Annotated in this window: 15 protein-coding genes; 14 read left to right on the top strand and 1 reads right to left on the bottom strand. The window is 64.6% G+C overall.

Translation table 11 applies throughout. The annotated features are described in order from the left end of the window. Position 1: 1 nt before the first annotated feature. From ccmE to DU490_RS00190, 14 genes are all read left to right on the top strand, one after another. Complete coding sequence (gene ccmE / locus DU490_RS00255) at positions 2-532, top strand: cytochrome c maturation protein CcmE (protein WP_114572493.1); 531 nt, start codon at positions 2-4, stop codon at positions 530-532. 12 nt (positions 533-544) lie between these two features. Then, positions 545-2,551: a heme lyase CcmF/NrfE family subunit gene (locus DU490_RS00250; RefSeq protein ID WP_114572343.1), complete on the top strand. Its 2,007-nt coding sequence runs from the start codon at positions 545-547 to the stop codon at positions 2,549-2,551. Next, complete coding sequence (locus DU490_RS00245; protein WP_114572342.1) at positions 2,548-3,075, top strand: DsbE family thiol:disulfide interchange protein; 528 nt, start codon at positions 2,548-2,550, stop codon at positions 3,073-3,075. Before DU490_RS00250 ends, DU490_RS00245 begins: the two co-directional genes overlap by 4 nt. Then, positions 3,066-3,539, top strand: a complete 474-nt coding sequence (locus DU490_RS00240; RefSeq protein ID WP_114572341.1) for a cytochrome c-type biogenesis protein — start codon at positions 3,066-3,068, stop codon at positions 3,537-3,539. The genes DU490_RS00245 and DU490_RS00240 overlap by 10 nt, the downstream gene beginning before the upstream one ends. Beyond that, positions 3,536-4,762 (top strand): c-type cytochrome biogenesis protein CcmI, encoded by a 1,227-nt coding sequence (gene ccmI / locus DU490_RS00235; protein WP_114572340.1) that lies wholly within the window; start codon positions 3,536-3,538, stop codon positions 4,760-4,762. The genes DU490_RS00240 and ccmI overlap by 4 nt, the downstream gene beginning before the upstream one ends. Positions 4,763-4,767: 5 nt before the next feature. Further along, the gene (gene smc, locus DU490_RS00230; protein WP_114572339.1) at positions 4,768-8,262 is read left to right on the top strand and encodes a chromosome segregation protein SMC; all 3,495 of its coding nucleotides are present in this window, start codon (positions 4,768-4,770) and stop codon (positions 8,260-8,262) included. A gap of 225 nt (positions 8,263-8,487) precedes the next feature. After that, positions 8,488-10,221, top strand: a complete 1,734-nt coding sequence (gene zipA / locus DU490_RS00225) for a cell division protein ZipA (protein ID WP_114572338.1) — start codon at positions 8,488-8,490, stop codon at positions 10,219-10,221. A gap of 103 nt (positions 10,222-10,324) precedes the next feature. After that, positions 10,325-12,385, top strand: a complete 2,061-nt coding sequence (ligA, locus tag DU490_RS00220) for an NAD-dependent DNA ligase LigA (protein ID WP_114572337.1) — start codon at positions 10,325-10,327, stop codon at positions 12,383-12,385. Continuing rightward, positions 12,382-12,651, top strand: a complete 270-nt coding sequence (locus DU490_RS00215) for a YheU family protein (protein ID WP_114572336.1) — start codon at positions 12,382-12,384, stop codon at positions 12,649-12,651. The genes ligA and DU490_RS00215 overlap by 4 nt, the downstream gene beginning before the upstream one ends. A gap of 409 nt (positions 12,652-13,060) precedes the next feature. Beyond that, positions 13,061-13,393 carry a c-type cytochrome gene (locus DU490_RS00210; RefSeq protein ID WP_114572335.1) on the top strand — a complete coding sequence of 111 codons (333 nt, stop codon included), beginning with the start codon at positions 13,061-13,063 and terminating at the stop codon, positions 13,391-13,393. Between the two features lie 69 nt (positions 13,394-13,462). Then, positions 13,463-14,050 (top strand): NapC/NirT family cytochrome c, encoded by a 588-nt coding sequence (locus tag DU490_RS00205; protein ID WP_114572334.1) that lies wholly within the window; start codon positions 13,463-13,465, stop codon positions 14,048-14,050. A gap of 83 nt (positions 14,051-14,133) precedes the next feature. Further along, positions 14,134-15,084, top strand: a complete 951-nt coding sequence (locus tag DU490_RS00200; RefSeq protein ID WP_114572333.1) for a DmsE family decaheme c-type cytochrome — start codon at positions 14,134-14,136, stop codon at positions 15,082-15,084. 22 nt (positions 15,085-15,106) lie between these two features. Further along, on the top strand, positions 15,107-17,083 hold the full coding sequence (locus tag DU490_RS00195) for an MtrB/PioB family decaheme-associated outer membrane protein (RefSeq protein WP_181869912.1): 1,977 nt from the start codon (positions 15,107-15,109) through the stop codon (positions 17,081-17,083). A gap of 200 nt (positions 17,084-17,283) precedes the next feature. Next, positions 17,284-19,887: a bifunctional diguanylate cyclase/phosphodiesterase gene (locus DU490_RS00190; protein ID WP_114572331.1), complete on the top strand. Its 2,604-nt coding sequence runs from the start codon at positions 17,284-17,286 to the stop codon at positions 19,885-19,887. Positions 19,888-19,912: 25 nt separating this feature from the next. Here DU490_RS00190 and mnmC read toward each other — a convergent pair whose 3' ends face one another. Next, entirely contained in the window at positions 19,913-21,928 is a 2,016-nt protein-coding gene (gene mnmC / locus DU490_RS00185) for a bifunctional tRNA (5-methylaminomethyl-2-thiouridine)(34)-methyltransferase MnmD/FAD-dependent 5-carboxymethylaminomethyl-2-thiouridine(34) oxidoreductase MnmC (RefSeq protein ID WP_114572330.1), read from the bottom strand. Between the last annotated feature and the right edge of the window lie 32 nt (positions 21,929-21,960).

Here is a 21,960-nt window from a genome sequence, read left to right as displayed (position 1 = left end):
CCTGACACCAAAGCGTAAGCAGAAACTGTACGTCACCCTGGGGTTGGTTGCCCTGGCGGCAATCGCCATAGGCCTGACCCTCTATGCGTTACGGGCCAACATCAATCTCTTCTTCAGCCCCATCGAGATCGCCGCCGGGGATGCACCCTATGAACGCCAGATCCGTGCCGGTGGCATGGTCAGGGAGGGTAGCGTGGCGCGAAATCCTGATAGCCTGGAAGTGGAGTTCACAGTCACCGACTATGTCGAGGATCTGCGTGTCACCTACAGTGGTATCCTGCCTGACCTGTTTCGCGAGGGGCAGGGCGTGGTCGTCGTCGGTCAGCTGCAGCAGAATGGCATGTTCCGTGCCGATCAGGTGCTGGCGCGTCACGACGAAAACTACATGCCTCCCGAAGTCGCTGAGGCACTGGAAGCGGCTGGCTACTCTCCCGCCGATTTTCAGGCCAAGGCCGCCGAGGTGGCTAAACGTGTCGAGGCACGGGAGTCAGGCGAAAACGAAGGCGTCAGCCAGAGTCAGAGCCAGTACTGATCCGGAGTAACCATGTTGATCCAGATGATTCCTGAAATCGGCCATTTCGCCCTGGTCATCGCCCTGTTGCTGGCGGCGGCTCAGACGGCGATGCCATTGGCCGGCGCGGCAACGCGCCGGCCGTTGCTGATGGCCTATGCTCGCCCCATGGCAAGCGGACAATTCCTGTTCGTGGCGATCGCCTATGCCGCACTCACGGCGAGTTACATGCTGGACGATTTCAGCGTGACCAACGTGGCCAACAACTCCAACTCCATGCTGCCCTGGTACTACAAGTTCAGTGCCGTATGGGGCAACCATGAAGGCTCGGTGCTGCTGTGGAGCCTGATGCTGGCTGGCTGGGGCTTCTTTGCCGCCCGCTATTCCCGCGAGCTGCCCCGTGACATGGTGGCCCGTGTCATCGGCGTGCTGGGCGCGGTCTGCGTTGGCTTCCTGCTGTTCATTCTGATCACCTCCAACCCCTTCGAGCGGTTGCTGCCCAACGTGCCGCAGGATGGTGCCGACCTCAATCCCCTGCTTCAGGACATCGGCTTGATCCTGCATCCGCCGATGCTCTACATGGGCTACGTCGGCTTCTCGGTGGTCTTCGCCTTTGCCATCGCCGCTCTGCTGGGCGGCCGTCTGGATGCGGCTTGGGCTCGCTGGGCACGCCCCTGGACCAATTTGGCCTGGGCTTCCCTGACGGTCGGCATCGCGCTGGGCAGTTGGTGGGCCTACTACGAACTGGGCTGGGGTGGCTGGTGGTTCTGGGACCCGGTGGAGAACGCCTCGCTACTGCCCTGGCTGACGGGTACCGCCCTGATGCACTCACTGGCGGTAACCGAGAAGCGCGGCTCCTTCAAGAGCTGGACGCTGCTGCTGGCGATCATCACCTTCTCGTTGTCGCTGCTGGGTACATTCCTGGTGCGCTCGGGGGTGCTGACGTCGGTACACGCCTTTGCCAACGATCCGTCCCGCGGCTTCTTCATCCTGGTGCTGTTGGGAATCACCGTGGGGGTGTCGCTGCTGATCTTCGCCCTGCGCGCACCGCGTGTCAGCCACAAGACCAGCTTCAACTGGCTCTCCCGCGACGCTCTGCTGCTGATCAACAACATCATGTTGGTGATCATCACTGTCACCGTGCTGATGGGCACCGTCTATCCGCTGCTGCTCGACGCCCTCAACCTGGGCAAGATCAGCGTGGGACCTCCCTACTTCAACGCGCTGTTCGTGCCGCTAACCGTGATCATGTGCATCTTCATGGGGCTTGGTCCCATCGCACGCTGGAAGCAGACCGACGTCGGTTCCCTGGTCAAGCGGCTCTGGCTTGCCGGCGTTGCGGCACTGGTCATCGGTGTCACCATGCCGTTCATCTTCGGCCAGGAGTGGAACGCCTGGGTCGCGCTCGGCCTGGTCACCGCCATGTGGATCGTGTTGCCGATGTTCCGGGACATCTTCGAGAAGACCCGTCATGCACCGACGCGCCTCGCCGGGCTCAAGAAGCTGTCGCTGGCCTACTGGGGCATGCAGTTGGGCCACCTCGGCGTGGCGGTAACCATCATCGGCGTAGCCGTGGTCTCCAACTACAACATCGAGCGCAACGTGCGCATGGGCGTAGGCGACAGCGCCCAGGTTGCGGGCTATACCTTCACCATGACCGAGCTGACCAGCCGTCGCGGCCCCAACTTCCTGGCCGACAGGGCGGTGATCGAGGTTCAGCGCGATGGAAGCAGTCGCAGCTTCACCATGAACCCCGAAAAACGTCTCTACATCGCCCGCGGCATGCCCATGACCCAGGTTGCCCTGCGGCCCGGCCTGTTCCGCGACCTCTACGTGGCCATGGGTGAGGATCTCGGCGACAACAGCTGGGCCATGCGCGTGCAGTACAAGCCCTTCGTGCGCTGGCTGTGGTTGGGTGCGCTATTGATGGCGGGTGGCGGCCTGCTGGCCGTGGCCGACCGTCGTTACCGGCGCCTGGCTACGTCGGAGGACCCGGAAGTGCTGTCGGCGCCGACCAAGCCGAAGGAGGCCACGGCATGATGCGTCGCCTGCTCTTGCTGTTCCCGCTGATCGGCTTCCTGGTGCTGTCGGTGTTTCTCTATCAGGGGCTGTCGCTGAACCCCTTCCATCGCGATTCCGCGCTGATGGCCAGGGACTTCCCGGCCTTCGACAAGGAAACCCTGAAGGACCCGGATCAACGGGTGGACGAGTCGTTGTTCCTTGGCGAGGTCACCCTGGTCAACATCTGGGGCGAGTGGTGCCCGGAGTGCAAGCGCGAAATGCCTCAGCTACTCGACCTCGCCGATCGCGGTATCCGTCTGGTGGGTGTCAGTTACAAGGACACCCGCGAGAAGGGCATGGGCTTCCTGCAGGACTTCGGCGACCCCTTCGAAGTCAATATCTTCGACCCGGAGGGCAACCTGGGCTTCGAGCTCGGCGTCTACGGGGCACCGGAGACCTTCCTGGTGGATCGCGATGGCATCATCCGCTATCACCACACTGGCTATATCTCGCCGGAAGACATCCGTAAACACATCCTGCCGGAGGTGGCAAAATGGCAGTGATTCGATTGACACTCGCGAGTCTCATGCTCCTGCTGGTAGCCGGCCTTGTGCAGGCTGCTGCCATTGAAATGCGCGAATTCGACGACCCGGTCATGGAACAGCGCTACCGTAGCCTGACTGCCTCGCTGCGCTGCCCGACGTGCGAGAACCAGGCTATCAACGACTCCGACGCCCCGGTCTCCCGGGACATGCGTGACCGAGTCTACTTTATGCTGCATGACGGTAGGGCAGACATGGAGATCCGCGACCACATGGTTGAGCGCTTTGGCAACTACGTGCTCTACAACCCACGCCTGGAAGGCCGCACCTACCTGCTGTGGGGGCTGCCTGCCGGTCTGGTCGTGCTCGGCGGTATCCTGGTGGTGCTGGTAGTGCGCTCACGGCGCAACGCCTCTGCCCGAGCCCTGAGTGATGAAGAGCGCGAGCGTCTCGATGGCCTGATCAACCGCGGGAGAACACCATGAGTCTTTTGTGGGTCGGCTTTGCCATCCTCCTGCTGCCCGTGCTGTGGCTGCTGGTGGCCCCCCTGCGTCGGGCGCACCTGGTGCACGATGCCCAGGCCAGCTTCGAGGAAAACGACAAATCCGCGGAACAGAACGTGGCGATCTACCACCGCCGACTGGCATCGCTTGAAGCGGCGCTGGAGCGGGGCGAAATCGACCAAGCCAGCTTCGAGGAGGATCGCCTGGAGCTCGACCGCAGCCTGCTCGAGGATACCGAGGGCCTTAAACGCCGCCCACTGCATTCGCCTGCCTCCGGCCGATTCGTCGTCCCGCTGGTGGCGGTGGTCGTGGTGGTCGGGTCGGTGGTCTGGTACCAGCAGCACGGCGCGGAAGGGGATCTGGCTCTCTACGAGGCCTATCAGGAGAGCGACTCTCTGGCGACACTGGTGGAGCGCCTGGAGCAACAGGCAGAACGCCAGCCGAACAACCCCAACGTCTGGTCGTCGCTCTACCCTATCTACCGTGATTCCGGCCAGGGCGCCGCGGCACTGAATGCGCTGGAGAACCTGATCGAACTCGAAGGGCGGCAGGCCTCGCTGCTGGCACATAAGGCTCAACTGAAGTTCTTCATGGCCAACCGCAGCTTCACCGACGAGGTGCAGGCGCTGGTCGACGAAACCCTGGCGCTTGACCCTCGCGAACCCACCATTCTCGGTCTGATGGGCGTTCACGCTTTCGACAGGGGCAACTACGAGGAGGCCATCGATCGCTGGCGGCGGGCCATCGCCGGCATGTCAGACTCCGGCTCCTCGGACGCCCTGCGTGAAGGCATTCGTGTCGCCCAGCAGCGCCTCGGCGTGGCGCCGGAAGAACAGGAGCCCATCACCCAGGGGCCTGGAATTCATGTGAGTGTGCGCCTGGACGAGCGCCTGGAAGGCATGCTCGATGACGACACCCGGGTGTTCATCGTTGCCCGCGACATGCAGGGCGAACTGCCCCCGCTGGCCGTGGCCCGGGTGACGCTCGGTGACCTGCCCGTTACTTTGGTGCTCGACGACCAGCATGCCATGTCCGATGCAGCCAGACTGTCCCAGGTGAGCGAGGTCAGGTTGCTGGTTCGCGTCACTCCTAGTGGCGTTGCCACGCCGGCACCGGGGGACATGTTCGGCGACCTCGATGGGGTTGCCGTGGGCAGCATCGAGGGTGAGCCGGTGGAGGTCGTCATCGATCGCGTCATCGAGTAACCCGGATGCGGCTCACCTCGATTCGCCTGAGCGGGTTCAAGTCCTTCGTCGATCCGGTCACGGTGCCCTTCGATGGCAACATGACCGCCATCGTGGGCCCCAACGGCTGCGGCAAGTCGAACATCATCGATGCCGTGCGCTGGGTCATGGGCGAATCCTCGGCCAAGACCCTGCGCGGTGAATCGATGACCGACGTCATCTTCAACGGCTCCACCGCGCGAAAGCCGGTGGGCCAGGCCGCCATCGAGCTGCGCTTCGACAACAGCGACGGCAGCATGGGTGGCCTCTACGCCCAGTACGCCGAGATAGCCGTCAAGCGCCAGGTCTCCCGCGACGGCCTGTCCGCCTACTTCTTCAACGGCCAGAAGTGCCGTCGCCGCGACATTGCCGACCTCTTCCTGGGGACCGGTCTCGGCCCCCGTTCCTACGCCATCATCGGCCAGGGCATGATCTCGCGGCTGATCGAAGCGCGCCCCGAGGAGCTGCGTGCCACCCTCGAGGAAGCGGCCGGTATCTCCAAGTACAAGGAGCGCCGCCGAGAGACCGAGAACCGCATGCGGCGCACCCGGGAGAATCTCGAGCGCCTGGATGACATCCGCGAGGAGCTCGACAAGCAACTCGAACGCCTGCGGCGCCAGGCCGAGGCGGCGCGACGCTACCAGACCCTCAAGGAACAGGAGTACCGGCTCAAGGGCGAGCTGGCGCTGCTGCGTGGCCGCGCCTTGCGTGCCCGCCAGGGTGAGGAGGAGAGCCGCGTCCGCGAGCTGGAAACCGCCGTGGAGCGCGAGATCCTGGGCATGCGCCAATGCGAGACCCGCCTCGAGGAGGCCCGTGCCGGCCACGACCGTCTGGCCGAGGAGCTGGAAGCGTGCCAGGCGCGCTTCTTCGAGACCACCGGCGCTATCGCCCGGCTGGAGCAGAACCTGGAGCACGCACGCAGCCGGGAAGCCCAGCTGGGGCGCGACCTGGAGAGCGCCCATCGCGAGCTGGCCGAGCTGGACCGGTTGGGCGAAGACGACCAGGCGCGGCTGGCGGGGCTCGACGAGCGGCTCAAACGCCTGGCCCCCGAACAGGAGGAGGTCGCCGAACAGCTGGCCGAGCTGGAAGCGATGCTGGATGACGCTGAGCCGGGGGCGGAAGATGCCGAGCTCGCCTACGAGGCCTTCAGCGAGGGTTGGCGCGAATCCAGTCGCGAAGCGGAGCGCGCGCAGGATCGCCTGCGCGACCTGGAGGAGCGGCTGGTACGAATGGATGCCGACGAACAGCGCCGTCGCCAACAGCAGAAAGAGTTGCCGGACCTGGCCGAGCTGCAGGCCCGGCGAAGCGAGCTGCAGGAGCGTCTGGCCGAATACCAGTTGGAGCAGGAGAGCGTTGAGGCACGGCGTGAGCAGCTGCAGCAACAGCGTGATGAGGCACGGGCCGTAGCAGCAACCCTTGAGCAGCGAAGGGAGGAGCGGCGAGCGCGCCGCAGTGCGCTACAGGGTGAGCTCGCCTCGCTGGAAGCGCTGATCCAGGCCGCCCTGAACGACCCGGACGAAGCGCTGGCAACCCACCTGACCAACCACGGTCTCGGTGACGCGCCACGGCTCGGCGAGTCTCTCGAGGTCGACCATGGCTGGGAGGCCAGCGTCTCCTGGGTGTTGGCGCCTTGGCTCAAGGCACGGCTGGCCACGCCTGGTTCCTTCCAGGCCGCAAGCGATGCGCCGCCCGCCGAACTGGGAGCGCTCGCCCCCGACGCCATTGGCGAGCCGCCGCTGCATAGTCTGGCGTCCCGAGTGCGGGGTGCAGGAGCCGCCGCGGACTGGCTGGGTGCGATTCGCTGCGTGGAAAACGACGCCCAGGCCTGGGGTGAGCGCGAAGGCCTGGCCGCAGGCGAGAGTCTGATCACGCCACAGGGGCTATGGCTGGGCCGTGACTGGATACGCCACCGCGGCCAGGGCGCAGGCCCTGACGCATTGCTGGTCAGTCGCCGTCGCCGGGGCGAGGTGACCGCCGAACTCGACGACGTCGAGTCAGGCCTGGTTGTTCAGGAGATAGAACTGGCTGCCGAGCGCAAGCGGGCAGAGCAGGCCGAAAGCGCCCTTGAGGGCGTGCGCCAGGACGAACGCCGCCTGGCCGCGGAACATCAACAGCTGGCGGTGCAGGACAGCGGTCTGGCCAGCCGGCTCGAGCATCTGCAGGGGCGGGCCGCCGAGCTGGTCGAGGAGGTCGAGCGACTGCGCGAGACCGGCGAAGAGACGCGCCTGGCCATCGAAGAGGCTCGTGAGCAGTGGCAGCTGGCCATGGCGCGTCTCGAGGAAAGCGCCGAGCAGCGCGACCGACTGGAACGTGAGCGTAGCCAGAGTCGTGAGCAGCTCGCCTCAATGCGCGCCCGTCAGCGACCGCTGAGCGAACGTGCCCAGCAACTGGCGCTGGAACATCAGCGGCTAAGCACCGAACGTGACGGCCTTGCCGATCAGCAAGGCCGTGCCGGTGATGCCCGCCAGCGTCTTGCCGCCCGCTGTGACGAACTGGGCGCAGCCTTGGAGCAGTTGCGCGAACCCGACGAGGAGCAGCGCGAGTGTCTTGACGGTCTGCTGCACCGGCGCGAAGGCGACGAGCGGGCGCTCAACGAGGTGCGTGGCCGTGCCGCCGAGCTGGCCGAACGGCTGCGTGAGGACGAGCAGGCCCGGCAGGGACACGAGCGCAGCCTGGAAGGCATTCGCGAGCGCCTGCAGGAGTCACGCATGCAGGTCCAGGCGCTGGCGCTCAAGGCCGAGACCCAGGACGAGCAGCTGGCTGAACTCGGTCATGATACTGCGGTCCTACTGGTGTCGCTGGACCCCGAGGCCACCGAATCCGCCTGGCAGACCCGGCTGGAGGAGGTCGCCGAGCGGGTTCGCCGGCTGGGTGCGATCAACCTTGCCGCCATCGAGGAGTACGACCAGCAGGCCGAGCGTCGCGACTACCTGGAGGCCCAGCAGGCCGAGTTGAACGAGGCGCTGGAGACACTGGAGAAGGCGATTCGACGGATTGACCAGGAAACCCGCACCCGTTTTCGTGACACCTTCGAGCGGGTCAATCAGGGTCTTCAGTCGCTTTTTCCGCGAGTCTTCGGTGGTGGAACCGCATGGTTGACGCTCACCGGGGATGATTTGCTGGACACCGGCGTGGCGATCATGGCACGTCCTCCCGGCAAGAAGAACAGCACCATTCATTTGCTCTCGGGGGGCGAAAAGGCATTGACTGCCCTGTCGCTGGTGTTCGCCATCTTCCAACTCAATCCTGCTCCTTTTTGCATGCTCGATGAGGTGGATGCCCCGCTGGATGATGCCAACGTGGGGCGCTACGCCAAGCTGGTGAAGGATATGTCGGATTCGGTGCAGTTCATCTATATTACCCACAACAAGATCGCCATGGAGGCAGCGGAAAGGTTGATGGGTGTTACCATGCAGGAGCCTGGTGTATCACGCCTGGTAGCCGTTGGGGTCGAGGAGGCCGCGGCGCTTGCCGAGGCCTGACAGGGCTTGCAAGCGCTTTGGAAAAGCAATATCGGAAAGTACATCATGGTCAGACCACACTATCGAAGCGTGAAATGACAGGGAAAGGCGCAGGGTCGATTGGACTCTCAAGCGATAATGCCGGGGCTTGACAAATAAAAAAAGTGGCCCTTTTTCAGGCAATCGCGCTATGCTGTTGACGGACATACATCCGGCATGGCGCCCTAGTGATAGGCAAGACGACCCATGGAACTTAGAGAATGGCTGATCATTCTGGGGCTGGCACTGGTGACTCTCATCGTTGTTGATGGGATACGTCGCCTGAAACGCCAGCGCCGAGTGCCCCGCCTGGACCAGGTAGGGGAAAACAACAACCACGGTAGCGATGACGCAACAGCATCGTCCGAGGCTGATACCAATTGGGAACTGCCCAACGGTGGGGCGCGCGTCATCAGTCCTGCCAGCTATGCTCAGGCGCAGAGCAAACCCAAGCCCAAGCTGAAGCGCCAGGAGCACCCCGGCCCTTCACGGGTGCTGTCTGGCCTCAGGGCCGCGAGGCACACGCCCGAGGCGAGTTCGCCGCAAGCGGCGTCGGCGCCACCGCGTGAGGATGTCCAGGTTTCCGCGCGGGCCGAGCCATCGCTCGAGGCGAAAAGCGCCCGGCAAGCACCACCTTCGCGCAGCGAGTCATCACATCGTGACAGAGCACCCACACGTGAACGGCAGGAACGGACACCTGAAGCCAGCACCGAGCCCACGCTCGGTAAATCCGTGAGCAAGAGTGCGGAAGCGACAACTGAGCCTAGCGTGCAGCCGACCATGCAGGAGCGGCAGTCCGCACCGCAGGAGCGTCAGTCAGCCCCTGCTACGGCCAGCGCGGCGTCGCAGCGTCCTGACGATGCCGAAGCGGATGTCCCACGTCGCGAGCCGACGCTATCGGTACTCGACGATGCCGAGCCGCCCGCTGCCATGGCCGCCGAGCCGCTGGCCGCCGCCCCCGAGGACCACGAGGAACTGCATGACGACGACCAGCGTTATCGTCTCGTCGACCTGGAAGGCATGAGCAATTCGTTCAAGAGTGGTTCGCGACGCTTGGGTCATACGGTCCAGCGTTTCGGGGCATCCATGCAGCAGCGCCTGGCCAAGCGGCGTGAAGTGAAGCGGCTGGAAAAGGCACGTCGCGAGCAGGCGCGTGCCGAGAAGGCCGCACTGGACGCTCAGCGCCGTCGCGAGGCCGAGGTCGAGCAGGCCGCCAAGGATGCCGAGCGTCGCCGCCTCGAGGCGCAGGTCATCGAAATGACCGACGACGACGACCCGCTGTTCGCACCGCCGCGCTCGCGGCAAGTGGCGCAACGGGACGAATTCACCTTTGAGCCGGTAGCTTCCGATAACGAGCAGGTCTCAGCCTTCGAGCCGGCCGCCGGGATGTACGATGACGACCTGATCGACGACGACGTAGTGCGGGCCCACCCGACACTGGCCAAGGCGCTGCGGCACGACGTCAATGCAGAGCGTGCCCGTGAGACCCTCAGCCATTCCGACGAGGTCATCGTCATCAGCGTGCTTTCTCGGGACGAGCGGGGCTTCTCCGGCGAAGCGCTGCTGGATCTGATGCTGGCCTGCGGCCTGCGCTACAGCAGCGAGATGGGTATCTTCCATCGCTTCGAGACCGAGGACCCGGAGAGCGAACTGCAATTCTCCATGGTCAACGTGATCAAGCCCGGGACCTTCCCCATCGAGGCCATGGACGAGTTCCGCACGCCTGGCGTCACCCTGCTGATGCCACTGCCCGGCGCGCTGGATACGGCGGCAGCCTTCGAAGCCATGGTGGAAACTGCCATGGTGATCGTGCGCAACCTGGGTGGCGAACTGAAGGACGAAAATCACAGCGTGATGACCGCCCAGACCGTGGAGTTCGCCCGCCAGCGCGTGCAGGAGTTCGAGCGCCGCAACCGCCTCAATCGCTACCAGGTGAACTGATTCCTGATCGAGTGCCATGCCGTACCTGACGACAACCCCGTGAGCGATCACGGGGTTGTCGTGTTCCGGGCGGCAAGAAATCCTCTTCGAGACACCGAGACGCATGAGCCAGCCCGAACAGAAGACCCTCGATGAAGTCGCCACGTTGCGCGCCGAACTCGACGACGCCAACTACCGCTACTACGTGCTCGACGAGCCGCGCATGACCGACGCCGACTACGACCGTCGGCTGCGCAGGCTCCAGGAAATCGAGGCTGAGTATCCCGACCTTGTCACACCCGACTCGCCGACCCAGCGTGTCGGGGCGCCGCCCGATGCCGGCTTCCCCGAGGTCCAGCACGCGGTCCCGATGCTCTCCCTCGACAATGCCTTGAACGAGGATGAGATCACCGCCTTCGTCAAACGCGTGGCCGACCGGCTGGAAATCGATGGCGAAACCATCGCCTTCTGCTGCGAGCCCAAGCTGGACGGCGCGGCGGTGTCCCTGGTCTACGAGCAGGGCGTGCTGGTCAGCGGTGCGACCCGCGGCGACGGCCGCACCGGCGAGGGCATTACCTCCAACCTGCGTACCCTGCGTTCGATACCGCTGAAGCTGCGTGGCAAGGCGCTGCCCGACCTGCTGGAAGTGCGTGGCGAGGTGATCATGAGCCACGAGGGCTTCGAGGCGCTCAACGCCAAGGCCCGTGAAGAGGACGCCAAGGTGTTCGCCAACCCGCGCAACGCCGCCGCGGGCAGCCTGCGCCAGCTCGACCCCAAGATAACGGCCTCGCGCCCGCTGGAGTTCAGCGCCTACCAGGTGGCACGCATCGATATGGCACGCATAGACGATAGTTTGCTGTCTACACATAGTAAGCAAATGAAAAGGCTGCGTGAGTGGGGATTTCGTGTCAGCCAACAGCTTGAGGTCGTGACCGGCAGCCAGGGGCTGATCGACTACTGCCGGCGACTGGGCGAGCGGCGCGACCGGCTCGGCTACGACATCGACGGCGTGGTGATCAAGGTCGACGACCTGCGCCTGCAGCGCGAGCTGGGCTTCGTTGCCCGGGCGCCGCGCTGGGCCATCGCCTTCAAGTTTCCCGCCCAGGAGCAGACCACGACCCTCAACGACGTGGAGTTCCAGGTCGGCCGCACCGGGGCGATCACCCCGGTGGCCCGGCTCGAGCCGGTTACCGTGGCAGGGGTCACCGTCTCCAATGCCAGCCTGCACAACGCCGACGAGATCGCCCGGCTCGGGGTGATGATCGGCGACACCGTCACGATTCGCCGCGCCGGTGACGTCATTCCCCAGGTGGTGCGGGTGGAAACCTCGCTGCGCCCGGAGGATGCCCGGGAAATCGTCTTCCCTGAACGCTGCCCGGTGTGTGATTCCGAGGTCGAGCGCCTCGAGGGCGAGGTGGTGGCCCGCTGTTCCGGGGGGCTTTACTGTGGCGCCCAGCGCAAGGAGGCGCTGAAGCACTTCGCCTCGCGGCGGGCGCTGGATATCGAGGGGCTCGGCGAGAAGCTGATCGAGGCGCTGGTGGAGCGGGACTGGGTCAAGACCCCCGCCGACCTGTTCCGGCTCGACGCCGAGTGCCTGGCCTCACTGCCGCGCATGGCGCAGAAATCCTCCGACAACCTGGTGGCGGCCCTGGACAAGGCCAAGCGGACGACGCTGGCCCGCTTTGTCTTCGCCCTGGGCATTCGCGAGGTGGGCGAGGCCACCGCCGCCAACCTGGCGCGCCACTTCGGCACCCTGGACGCCCTTATGGGCGCCGAGGTCGCCGACCTGGAAGCCGTCGAGGACGTGGGGCCGGTGGTCGCCGCCCACGTGCACACCTTCTTCCGTCAGCCCCACAATCGCGACACCATCGACGAACTGCGGGCCCTGGGCCTGACCTGGAAAGAGGAGGCGATCGGCGAGCGCCCCCAGCCCCTGGCTGGCCAGACCTGGGTGCTCACCGGCACCCTGGAGAGCATGACCCGCGACGAGGGCAAGGAGCGCCTCCAGGCGCTGGGCGCCAAGGTGGCCGGTAGCGTCTCGAAGAAGACCGCCGCCGTGGTGGCGGGCCCCGGCGCCGGCAGCAAGCTCGGCAAGGCGGAACAGATGGGGGTGCCGGTGCTCGACGAGGAGGGCTTCCTGGAACGCCTCGAAGCCTGGGAGAGTGGCAGGGAGACAGAGCAATGAACGATGGCCGCTTCATCGAGGTGCCTTATCGCATGCTGCCGCCCGAGACCCTGGAGGCTCTGTTAGAAACCTTCGTCACCCGGCAGGGCTACGACACCACCGACACCGGCGAGGGCATGCGCGGCTGGGTCGGCCAGCTCAGGAAGCAGCTCGAGCGGGGCGACCTGCTGATCGCCCACGACCTGCATACCGAAACCACCGAGGTGATGACCCTGGCCCAGTGGCGCGCCTTCGGCCGTGACCTCGCTGACGATGAGGAGGGTTGAGCGCCCACAGCCGTCGCCTGCAAGGGAATTTTTCGCCGACTCTCGTGGTGTGACTCTCCCCATCGCAGCCTATTCTTTCCTCCCGCCTCCTCCTCCCGCCTCCTTCTTTTCTCGCTCGTTTTCTGTACATCCCTCATAAAATTGATCCATGTCACGGTCTCTGCGTTTCGTTGTAGTCATCAGTGAACTAATCGTTCATTTGAGTAATTGTCTGCTTATATACTGATCTGGCTGATTACTCTGTAACCATATTGTTCCACTGAGATTCGCAGCTATCTGATTCGTAGATAATTGATTTGTAAAGAGCTATTGGCGGTATTTGCGAACGAGAATGCACTGAAACATGGCGCGGCGGCATCAGTAACTTCCTCGCCATTGTAATAAAACGTAACAAATAGGGTGGCTTTTTATGAAAACCAATTCGCTGATGACCGGTGCCTTGGCCGTTTTTCTTCTCGCGTCCGCTTCGCAATCCGTGTTTGCGAGCGCCCACGAGCGCAACCTGATCCGCCAGCATGACTGCACCAAGTGCCATGCCATCTCCAGGCCGAAGGAGGGCCCCTCCCTGGCCGAAATCGCCGAAAAATACCGCGACGACCCCGATGCGGTGGGGACTCTCTACAACCATATGACCACCGAGACCATGGTGGAGGTCGATGGCAAGGAGGAAGCACACAAGCCGATCGCTATCGACGACCGCGCGGAGGTCGAGAATCTGATTCGTTGGATCCTGAGCCACTAAGCACGCGGCGTGACGTTTGCGGGCCGGCTCGGCTGGCCCGTTACCAGGAAACTGAACAAGGATCTGCCGATGCCTCTCCCGTCACCTCGTCAGCAACAGCAGGGGCTGGCCCTCATCACACTGCTGGTCGGCATTCTGGTCGGCATGCTGCTGCTGGGGGGCAGCTTCGCCGGCATCAAGTGGACCAATACCGAGGCGTTCTGCATCAGTTGCCACGAGATGCGCGACAACGCCTTTGCCGAGTACCGCGGCACCATCCACGACGAGAACCGTACCGGAGTTCGTGTCGTCTGCGCCGACTGCCATGTCCCGCGGGAGCCTTTCCCCATGATCGTGCGCAAGGTGAAGGCCACGGCCGAGCTCTACCACCACTTCATCACCGGCAAGATCGATACGCCGGAGAAGTATGAGGAGCATCGCTACGACCTCGCCATGCGGGTGTGGACGAACATGAAGAAGACAGACTCGCGCGAGTGCCGCAACTGTCATGAGGTCTCGGCCATGAGCGAGTTCCGTCAGAGCGAACGCGCCCAGGAGCGTCACGCCGAGGCGCGTGACAACAACATGACGTGCATCGACTGCCACTATGCCATCGCCCATTACGAGCCCGACGGGGAGTTGGGGCCGCAAGACATTAATGTGCGAACTAGAAACTGAAAAAGCGCGAGCAAGAAACGAGAAGAATCATAACGGCGAATAAAGGCACCAGCGAAGTGCCACGCCTCAAGGGAGACTGACCGATGACCAAGCCCCATCGATTGCCACTGCTGCTCGGGCAGGCCTTGCTGGCCAGCCTGCTATTGATGTTTTTTCTGGCCCCCGCGGCCCTCGCCCAACAGGAGCGCGAGTACGAGGACCTGGCGCTCACCGGCGATGGCGCCTGCACTCGCTGCCATGATGAGTTGGAGTACGTGCCGGTGCTCTCCATCGCCAAGACCGCCCACGGCACCGTGGCGGATGGGCGTACCCCGACCTGCACCAGCTGCCATGGCGCGAGTACGGCGCATATCGATAACCCTGAAGGCACCAGCGTGCGGCCGCCCGTCGATCGTCTCTTCGGGCTTGCCAGCGACACTCCCGTGCACGAGCAGAATAGCGCCTGTCTCGATTGCCACCAGGGGGGTGAGCGCATCCACTGGCAGGGCAGCGCCCATGACAGCAACGAGGTGGCCTGCGCCTCCTGCCACGAGCTGCACACCCAGGACGACAAGGTGCGCGATCGCCAGGAGCAGGCCGAGGTGTGCTTCGCCTGCCACCAGGAGCAGCGCATGGAAGTCACGCGCTTCTCGCGCCACCCCATCCCCGAAGGCAAGGTCATCTGTTCGGATTGCCACAACGCCCATGGCACCGCCGGGCCCAAGCTGCTCACCCGCGACAGCGTCACCGACACCTGCTACCAGTGTCATGCCGAGAAGCGCGGACCCTTCATCTGGAACCATCAGCCGGTCAACGAGGACTGCTCCAACTGCCACAACCCCCACGGCACCAATGTCGCCGGCATGCTCAAGTGGCGCACGCCCTTCCTCTGCCAGCAGTGCCATGAGCCCAGCACTCACCAAACCAATATCCCCGATCTGGATGACACGCGATTTGCTGCTGCAAGAGCCCGGAGCTGTCTGAACTGCCATACCAATATCCATGGCGGCAACAGTCCCACCGAGAGTTCGCGTGCACGCGCCTTCTTCCGCTAATAGGGTCAGAGGAGAGACGATCATGATCAAGCACAAGCAATTCCGCCTGCTGCCCCTGACCGCCGCAGTCGCCCTGGTGTTAGCGGGGCAGGCCGCGCACGCCGAGGATGTCGACGAGCTGGAGCAGCTTATCCGGCCCACCAGCCAGGCCGCCTTCGGCATCGGCGTGGTGAGCGAGGACAACCGCAACTTCGGCCAGTTCAACGGCCTGGCGGAGGGCGGCGCCTACCCGCTGGTGGACTTCGACCTCAACCGCCGCGACGACGAAACCGGCGTCTGGACCCGCGCCGAGGGGCGCGACCTGGGCACCGACGCCCGCGAGCTGCGCTTCGGCCAGAAGCGCCAGGGTGGCTGGGAGTACTTCGTCGAGTATGGCGAGCTCACACGTAACCATCCCTACCGGGTCAACACGACCCTCAACGGCCTGGGCAGCAACCAGCAGGAGTACGGCAGTGGCCAGCGCGACCAGACGCTGCGCCTCGACCGCGAGCGCTTCAAGATCGGCGCGCGCACCTTCCTATCGCCGGAGGTGGACCTCAAGCTTACCTACCGCCACGAGGAGAAGAGCGGCGATCGCGCCTGGGGGGCGCAAGGTGCTGGTTTCCAAGCTAATTTCCTGACCGAGCCGGTGGACTATCGCCATGAAGAAATCAATGCGGTGCTCGGTTACACCACCGAGAAGCTGCAGCTCTCCGGCGGCTACCTGGCCTCGCTGTTCGGCAACCAGCCCAAGGTGCTCGACAATACCACCGGTCAGCCCGAGCTCAGCCTGCCGCTGGATAACCAGTCGCACCAGCTCTACCTCAACGGCGGCTACTCCTTCACGCCGACCACCCGCGCCTCCTTCCAGGCCGCCTACGACCGCCTGACCCAGGACGACGCCTTCTTCACCCCTAGCGATCCGGTAGTGGTCAATGAAAACAACCTGGACGGCAAGGTGATCAATACTCGGCTGATGGGGCGGCTCACCAGTCGCCCCATGGACCGGCTCCAGGTGACCGGGCAGCTACGCTACAGCGACCGCGACGACCGTACCCCGCGCCGCCAGTTCGTCACCTCGACCAACAGCAGGCGAGACGGCTTCAATGTGCCCCACTCGCTGACCCGCACCACCGGCGATGTCGAGGCCACCTACTCCCTGCCCCAGGGCTACGCCCTCACCGCCGGGGTGGAGCGCGAGGAGACCGAGCGCAGCGCGCCTCCCGTGCGCTCCACCGCCTACCGCACCGAGGTCGACGAGACCACCTATCGCCTGGCGGTCAAGCGCCGGCTCACCGAGCGCCTGGGCGGCTCGCTGGCCTACCTCTACAGCGACCGCGGTGGTTCCGATTTCCTCGAATCCGGCAATGATGAGAGTGCGCGGCTGGATCCCATCAACCTGGCAGATCGGCAGCGCGACAAGGTGCGCCTGACCCTCGACTGGCTGGCCACCGACGCGCTGGACGTGCAGTTGCGCTACGAGCAGGCCTGGGACGACTACGACATCCGCCTCTACGGCCCGCGCGAAGGCGAGAGCCGCTTCGCCTCGCTGGATGTCGGCTACCGCCTCAATGACGGGTGGCAGCTCACCGGCTGGCTCTCCCAGGACCAGACCGAGATCGAGCAGATCACCAGGACCGGTGGTGGGGATCTGTGGTCGGCCGATCTGCGCCACAAGGGGCGCGCCTTAGGCCTGGGCCTGCGCGGCCGGACCCTGATGGGGCTCAAGATGGGCGCCGACGTGCAGATGTCGCTCGACCAGAGCAAGCATCTGATCGCCTCGGTCGCCGGCGACGAGTCGCTGCCCGATATCTTCTACCGGCGCTGGGGGCTCACGGCGTTCCTCGAGAAGCCGCTCAGCGAGCACGCCAGCCTGCGGCTGAACTACGCCTACGACCGGCTGACCACCGACGACTGGACCTGGGAGGAGTGGACCTACAATGACGGCACCACCATCAGCCAGGATCGGCGCGACGACGTGCACTTCGTCGGCCTGACCTACCAGTATCGCTTCTGGTGAGTCGCTTTCGATGATCGACGCGCCGCGTCCGGCCACCGGCCGGGCGCGGCGTGCTGATATGGGCTGTGGGTGACAGGCAATCTGGACCAGGATCACAGCGGCCCGGCAGGGCGTCTCGCCGGGTCATGGTCCATTTTTTTCGGCCGCAGGGCTGCGTAGCGTAGCCACCTTGTATCATCAATCAACGGGCAATAACGACCATGGGCCACTCCCTTCTGGCAGGCCTGCGCACCCTCAAGGGGTTCGTGCTGGTGGCCATCCTGTCGGTTTCCCTGATCGTCTTCGTCGGCGTGACCCTGGTGGCCACGCTGCTCTACGAGGACATCATTGCCCGCCAGGCAGAGCAGACCTCCGAGACCCTGGCTCGCCAGAACTTCAATGCCATGCTACAGGTGATGCGCCAGGGCTGGAGCCGCGAGCAGATGGAGTCCTTCGTCGCCGCCGCGCGGGAAAACCACGCCGACACCCTCTACGAGTTCGAAATATATCGCGGCGAGACCGTCTCCGAACGCTTCGGTGCCATCGAACAGCCAAACATGGACGACCGGGTACGTCATGCTTTCGCCTCCGGCGAGGAGCAGGTGCTGCGTGAGAGAGGCGAGCTTCGACGCCTGATGCCATTGGTTGCCGAGGGCGAGTGCCTGGGTTGTCACCAGAATGCCGCTGCGGGGGATGTGCTGGGTGTCATCGACATCAAGCATGACATGAACCCGGTCAGCAGCGAGATGCGTCGGCGCTATATCGGCCTGTTTGCCGTCGGTTCGCTGTTGGTGCTGCTGGCGGCGCTTCTTATCTCCACCTTGTTCGCCAGGCGCATCCGTGCCTCAATGCACGGCTTTCGCTCCCGGCTTGCCGAGGTGCACTCCGTCGAGGACTTCCGTCAACTCGAAATCAGCAACGTCGACGTACACTTTTCCGAGCTCAACGACGCCTTCCAGGAAGTCAATGCAGTGGCTGCGCGTCTCAAGGACGTGGCCGTCGACAAGGATATCCTGGAGTTCGAGATCCGCCTGCTCAGCAAGTTCATCATCACCTCCGACGTGGTGCGCGACTGGCGCGAATTCATCAAGGACCTGCTGGTTGATATCAACACCATCATCCCGGCGCACACCCTGGTCACCGTCTTTCAGGTGGAGGAGGAAGGCTACGAGCTCGAGGTGTTCTGGTATCGAGAGGTGGCGCCGGAGACACGCCAGGCACTCGAAGAGTTGCTGACCCAACTGCTCGAGGACAAGCCCCACGGGGAGGGCGAGGTGGTGGTGCTCAAGGTGGTCCACCACACGGTGTATGCTGGCGAGGGGCAGATGGACGCCAACACCCCGGACGATATCCGCCTGCAGACCAAGTCACTGTTGCTGGAAGCTCCCAAGATAGGCGGCATCGTGGGCATCGGCATGCGCTCCGACCTGGCTCAGGACCCGATCCGCCACATCGTGGTCGACGGGATCCTCTCTACACTGCTCAACCTGGTTGGCTCGGTCAAGGCCATCTACAAGTACACCAAGGACCTGGAGTTCTACGCCACCCGCGACCCACTGACCACATTGCACAACCAGCGGGTGTTCAAGGACTTGCTGGGCTACGAGGTGGGCCGTGCCCAGCGCCACCAGGACTCCTTCAGCCTGCTGATGCTTGACCTGGACAACTTCAAGTCGGTCAACGACCGTTATGGCCACGCCTTCGGCGACCAGTTCCTGCACGCCTTCGCCCAGGCGCTGTTGCATACCGTACGCCCTGGCGATTTTCTGGCTCGCTACGGCGGCGATGAGTTCACCGTTATCTTGCCGGAGGCTGACGAGGAGCAGGCCTACTCGGTGGCGATGCGTATCGCCCGGAGCCTGTCTGAACTGGTGCTGATGGCACCGGATGGCTCCCCGGTGCGTGCCACGACCTCGATCGGCATCGCCGTCTATCCCAATCACGCCAGTAATCCCCGCGACCTCTTTCTGATGGCCGACAACATGATGTACAAGGCCAAGCGCAAGGGTAAGAACTGCATAGCCGTGCCGGACGACGACGAGGTGGCGGAGATCTTCCGCGCGGTGGGCGAGAAAAACCAGATGGTGCTCAGCGCCCTTGAGGAGCAGCGCATTTTGCCCTACTTCCAGCCCATCGCCGATGTCGGTAGCGGCGAGGTGGTAATCCATGAGCTGCTGATGCGGATCAAGATCGGTGATCGCATTGTGCCGGCCGGCGAGTTCATCGATATCGCCGAAAGCATCGGGGTGATCCACAAGATGGATTACCAACTCATCGAGAAGGCCTTCGCCGAGGTGCGCGATCAGGGCTACCGCGGCAAGCTATTCATCAACCTCTCACCCAGGTCACTGATCCTTGGCGAGTTCATTGACCGCATCCACAAGCTGGCGCTTGATCACGGAATTGTCCCGGAACGCATCGTCTTCGAGCTGACCGAGCGCGAGACGGTGAGCAACCTGCAGCTGCTGGAGAAGTTCGTGCTCGACCTCAAGCTCGAGGGCTTCCAGTTCGCCATCGATGATTTTGGCTCGGGATTCTCGTCGTTTCGCTACCTCAAGCAGTTCCCCATCGACGTGATCAAGATCGAGGGGGAGTTCATCCGCAACATGCTGGACGACGATATGTACATGGCGTTCGTCAAGAGCATCGTCACCCTGGCACGAAGCCTGGGAGTGGCCACCGTCGCCGAATTCATCGAGAACGAGGAGGTGCTCGCGGCGGTGCGCGAGCTGGGCATCGACTACGGACAGGGCTTTCACCTGGGCCACCCCTCGCCGTGCTTCGTGATGGATCGCCAGCCGAGCGGAGGACCGCCCTCGCTGTGAGACGCTGCCACCCGGCGTGGCCGGGTTAGGAGGCTGGATGCTGACCGCGGATCAGGTCGCGGATCACGCGCCGTCCCGGATGCAGGTGATCCACCAGCGGCCACTCCAGCGGCAGCGGCTCGTCGCAGATGCGTGAGGCGATCAGCTCGGCACACAGCGGTGCGCTGGCCAGGCCGCGGGAGCCATGGGCGGCGCTGATCCACAGTCCCTGGTGGTGGCGCCCGGGGATGTGCGTCACCCGTGTCGCATCCTTGGCCAGGGCGGCGTAATCCTCTTGCCATGCCTCGGTATCGGGCACCGGGCCGCAGTAGGGCGACTTGTCGGGGCTCGCCGCACGCACGCCCACACGTCCTGTTAGCTGCTGGGGCGAGAGGCCGGCGCCGGCCTGGCGTAGCGCCGCCACGAAATGCGGCAGGCCCCGCTCGAGCTCCGCCAGGTTGGCGGCGTGGTCTTCCTCGCGCTCTGCCGGGTCGGTATCGCCCGGCGCGTAGGTGGCGCCGAAATTGAGCACCCCATCCGCTGCCGGTGGCACATAGCCGCCGGCGCAAATCACGCGGCCCAGCGCAGGGGCCCCTTCGGGCAGCGCCAACTGGCTGACCTGGCCGCGTACCGGCTGCAGCGGCAGCGCCGCTGTCTGGTCGAACCTGGCAGCCTCGCTGGCGGTGGCGACCACCACCTGGTCGGCCTCGATGCGCTCGCCGCCGGCCAGGGTCAGCGTCCAGCCCGCCTCGCCACCCACCAGCTCCGTCACCTCGCCGCGGCGAAAGCCGACGCCAGGCGTCCTGGCCAGATGCGCGCAAAGCTCCAGCGGCTTGACCCAGGCGGCATTGGGGTAGTCCAGCGCCGGTGCCTCGACCCTGATGCCTGCGGCGAGGCTGGCCGATTCGGCATCGAGTCTGGATACCACGCTCTCCGGCAGGGGGTGATTGGCCAGGAAGCTGGCCTGGCGCGCCTGATCTTTCTCGCTCAGGGCTAGCTGCAGTACGCCACTGGGCCGCCATAGCGCCTGCTGCGGGTCTAGATGGGCCAGCCAGCGCCGGCTGTAAAGCAGGCCGGCCAGGTAAGCGCGACTCTGCAGGTTGGTCTCTACGGCCAGCTTGACGTAGAGCGCCCCCTGCAGATGAGTGGTGCCCAGCTCGGCCCGGTCGAAGCGGTCGATCAGGGTGACCGCGACGCCGCGGCGGGCCAGGGAGGCGGCGGCGCTGGCGCCGGCGATGCCGGCACCGATCACCGCCACGTGGCGTGTCGGGCGTGGCGGCGGGGGAGTGAACCAGGGCGCCCGCTCCCGACGGGTATCGGCAGGCGGCGAGGCGATATCGCCGGCCAGCATTTCCCGCTTGCGCCCGATACCCGGCACCTTGCGCCAGGAGAAGCCTGCCTCGGCCAAACCACGCTTGACGACACCGGCGCAGGTGAAGGTGGCAAAGCTCGCCCCTGGTCGGGAGCGTGCCGCCATGGCAGCGAACAGCTCAGGGCGCCACATCTCGGGGTTCTTAGACGGCGCAAAGCCGTCCAGGAACCAGGCATCGACCCGGCCCTCGAGCAGTGCCAGGCGCTCGGCAGCATCGCCGAAGTGCAGGTCCAGTGTGACCCGCTTGTCGAGCCACAGCCGATGTACACCGGCCACCGGCTCGGGCCATTGGCGAATCAAGCACCCGGCGCGCCTGGCCAGGTCTGGCCAGGCGGACAGCGCCCGTTCCAGTTCGTCACGGCTCAGCGGGTAGCGCTCGGTGGATACCAGATGCAGTCGTGCATCTGACGAGGCGTGGGCATCGAAGCAGGCCCAGGCGCAGAGCAGGTTGAGCCCGGTACCGAAGCCCGTCTCGCCGATGACAAAGGGCCGGTCGGCCTGCCAACCTGCGAAGCGGCGGGGGAGGTCGTTTCCTGTCAGGAAGACATGTTCGGTTTCTGCCCGGCCTTCATGGCGGGAAAAGTAGACGTCGTCGAAACGGGTCGATAGTGGACTGGCCTGGCCGGCTTCGTTGGTAGTCCAGTCGAGGCGAGCGGTCTCGAGTCCGACAAGCGGGGGGAGGGGGGACATGGCATCTCCTGACAGAAATAAGCGAGCGGCAC

Origin of the sequence: Halomonas sp. DQ26W (genome assembly GCF_003339685.1) — a bacterium.
Lineage (GTDB): Bacteria > Pseudomonadota > Gammaproteobacteria > Pseudomonadales > Halomonadaceae > Halomonas.
This window is presented reverse-complemented; position numbering and strand designations above follow the sequence as displayed.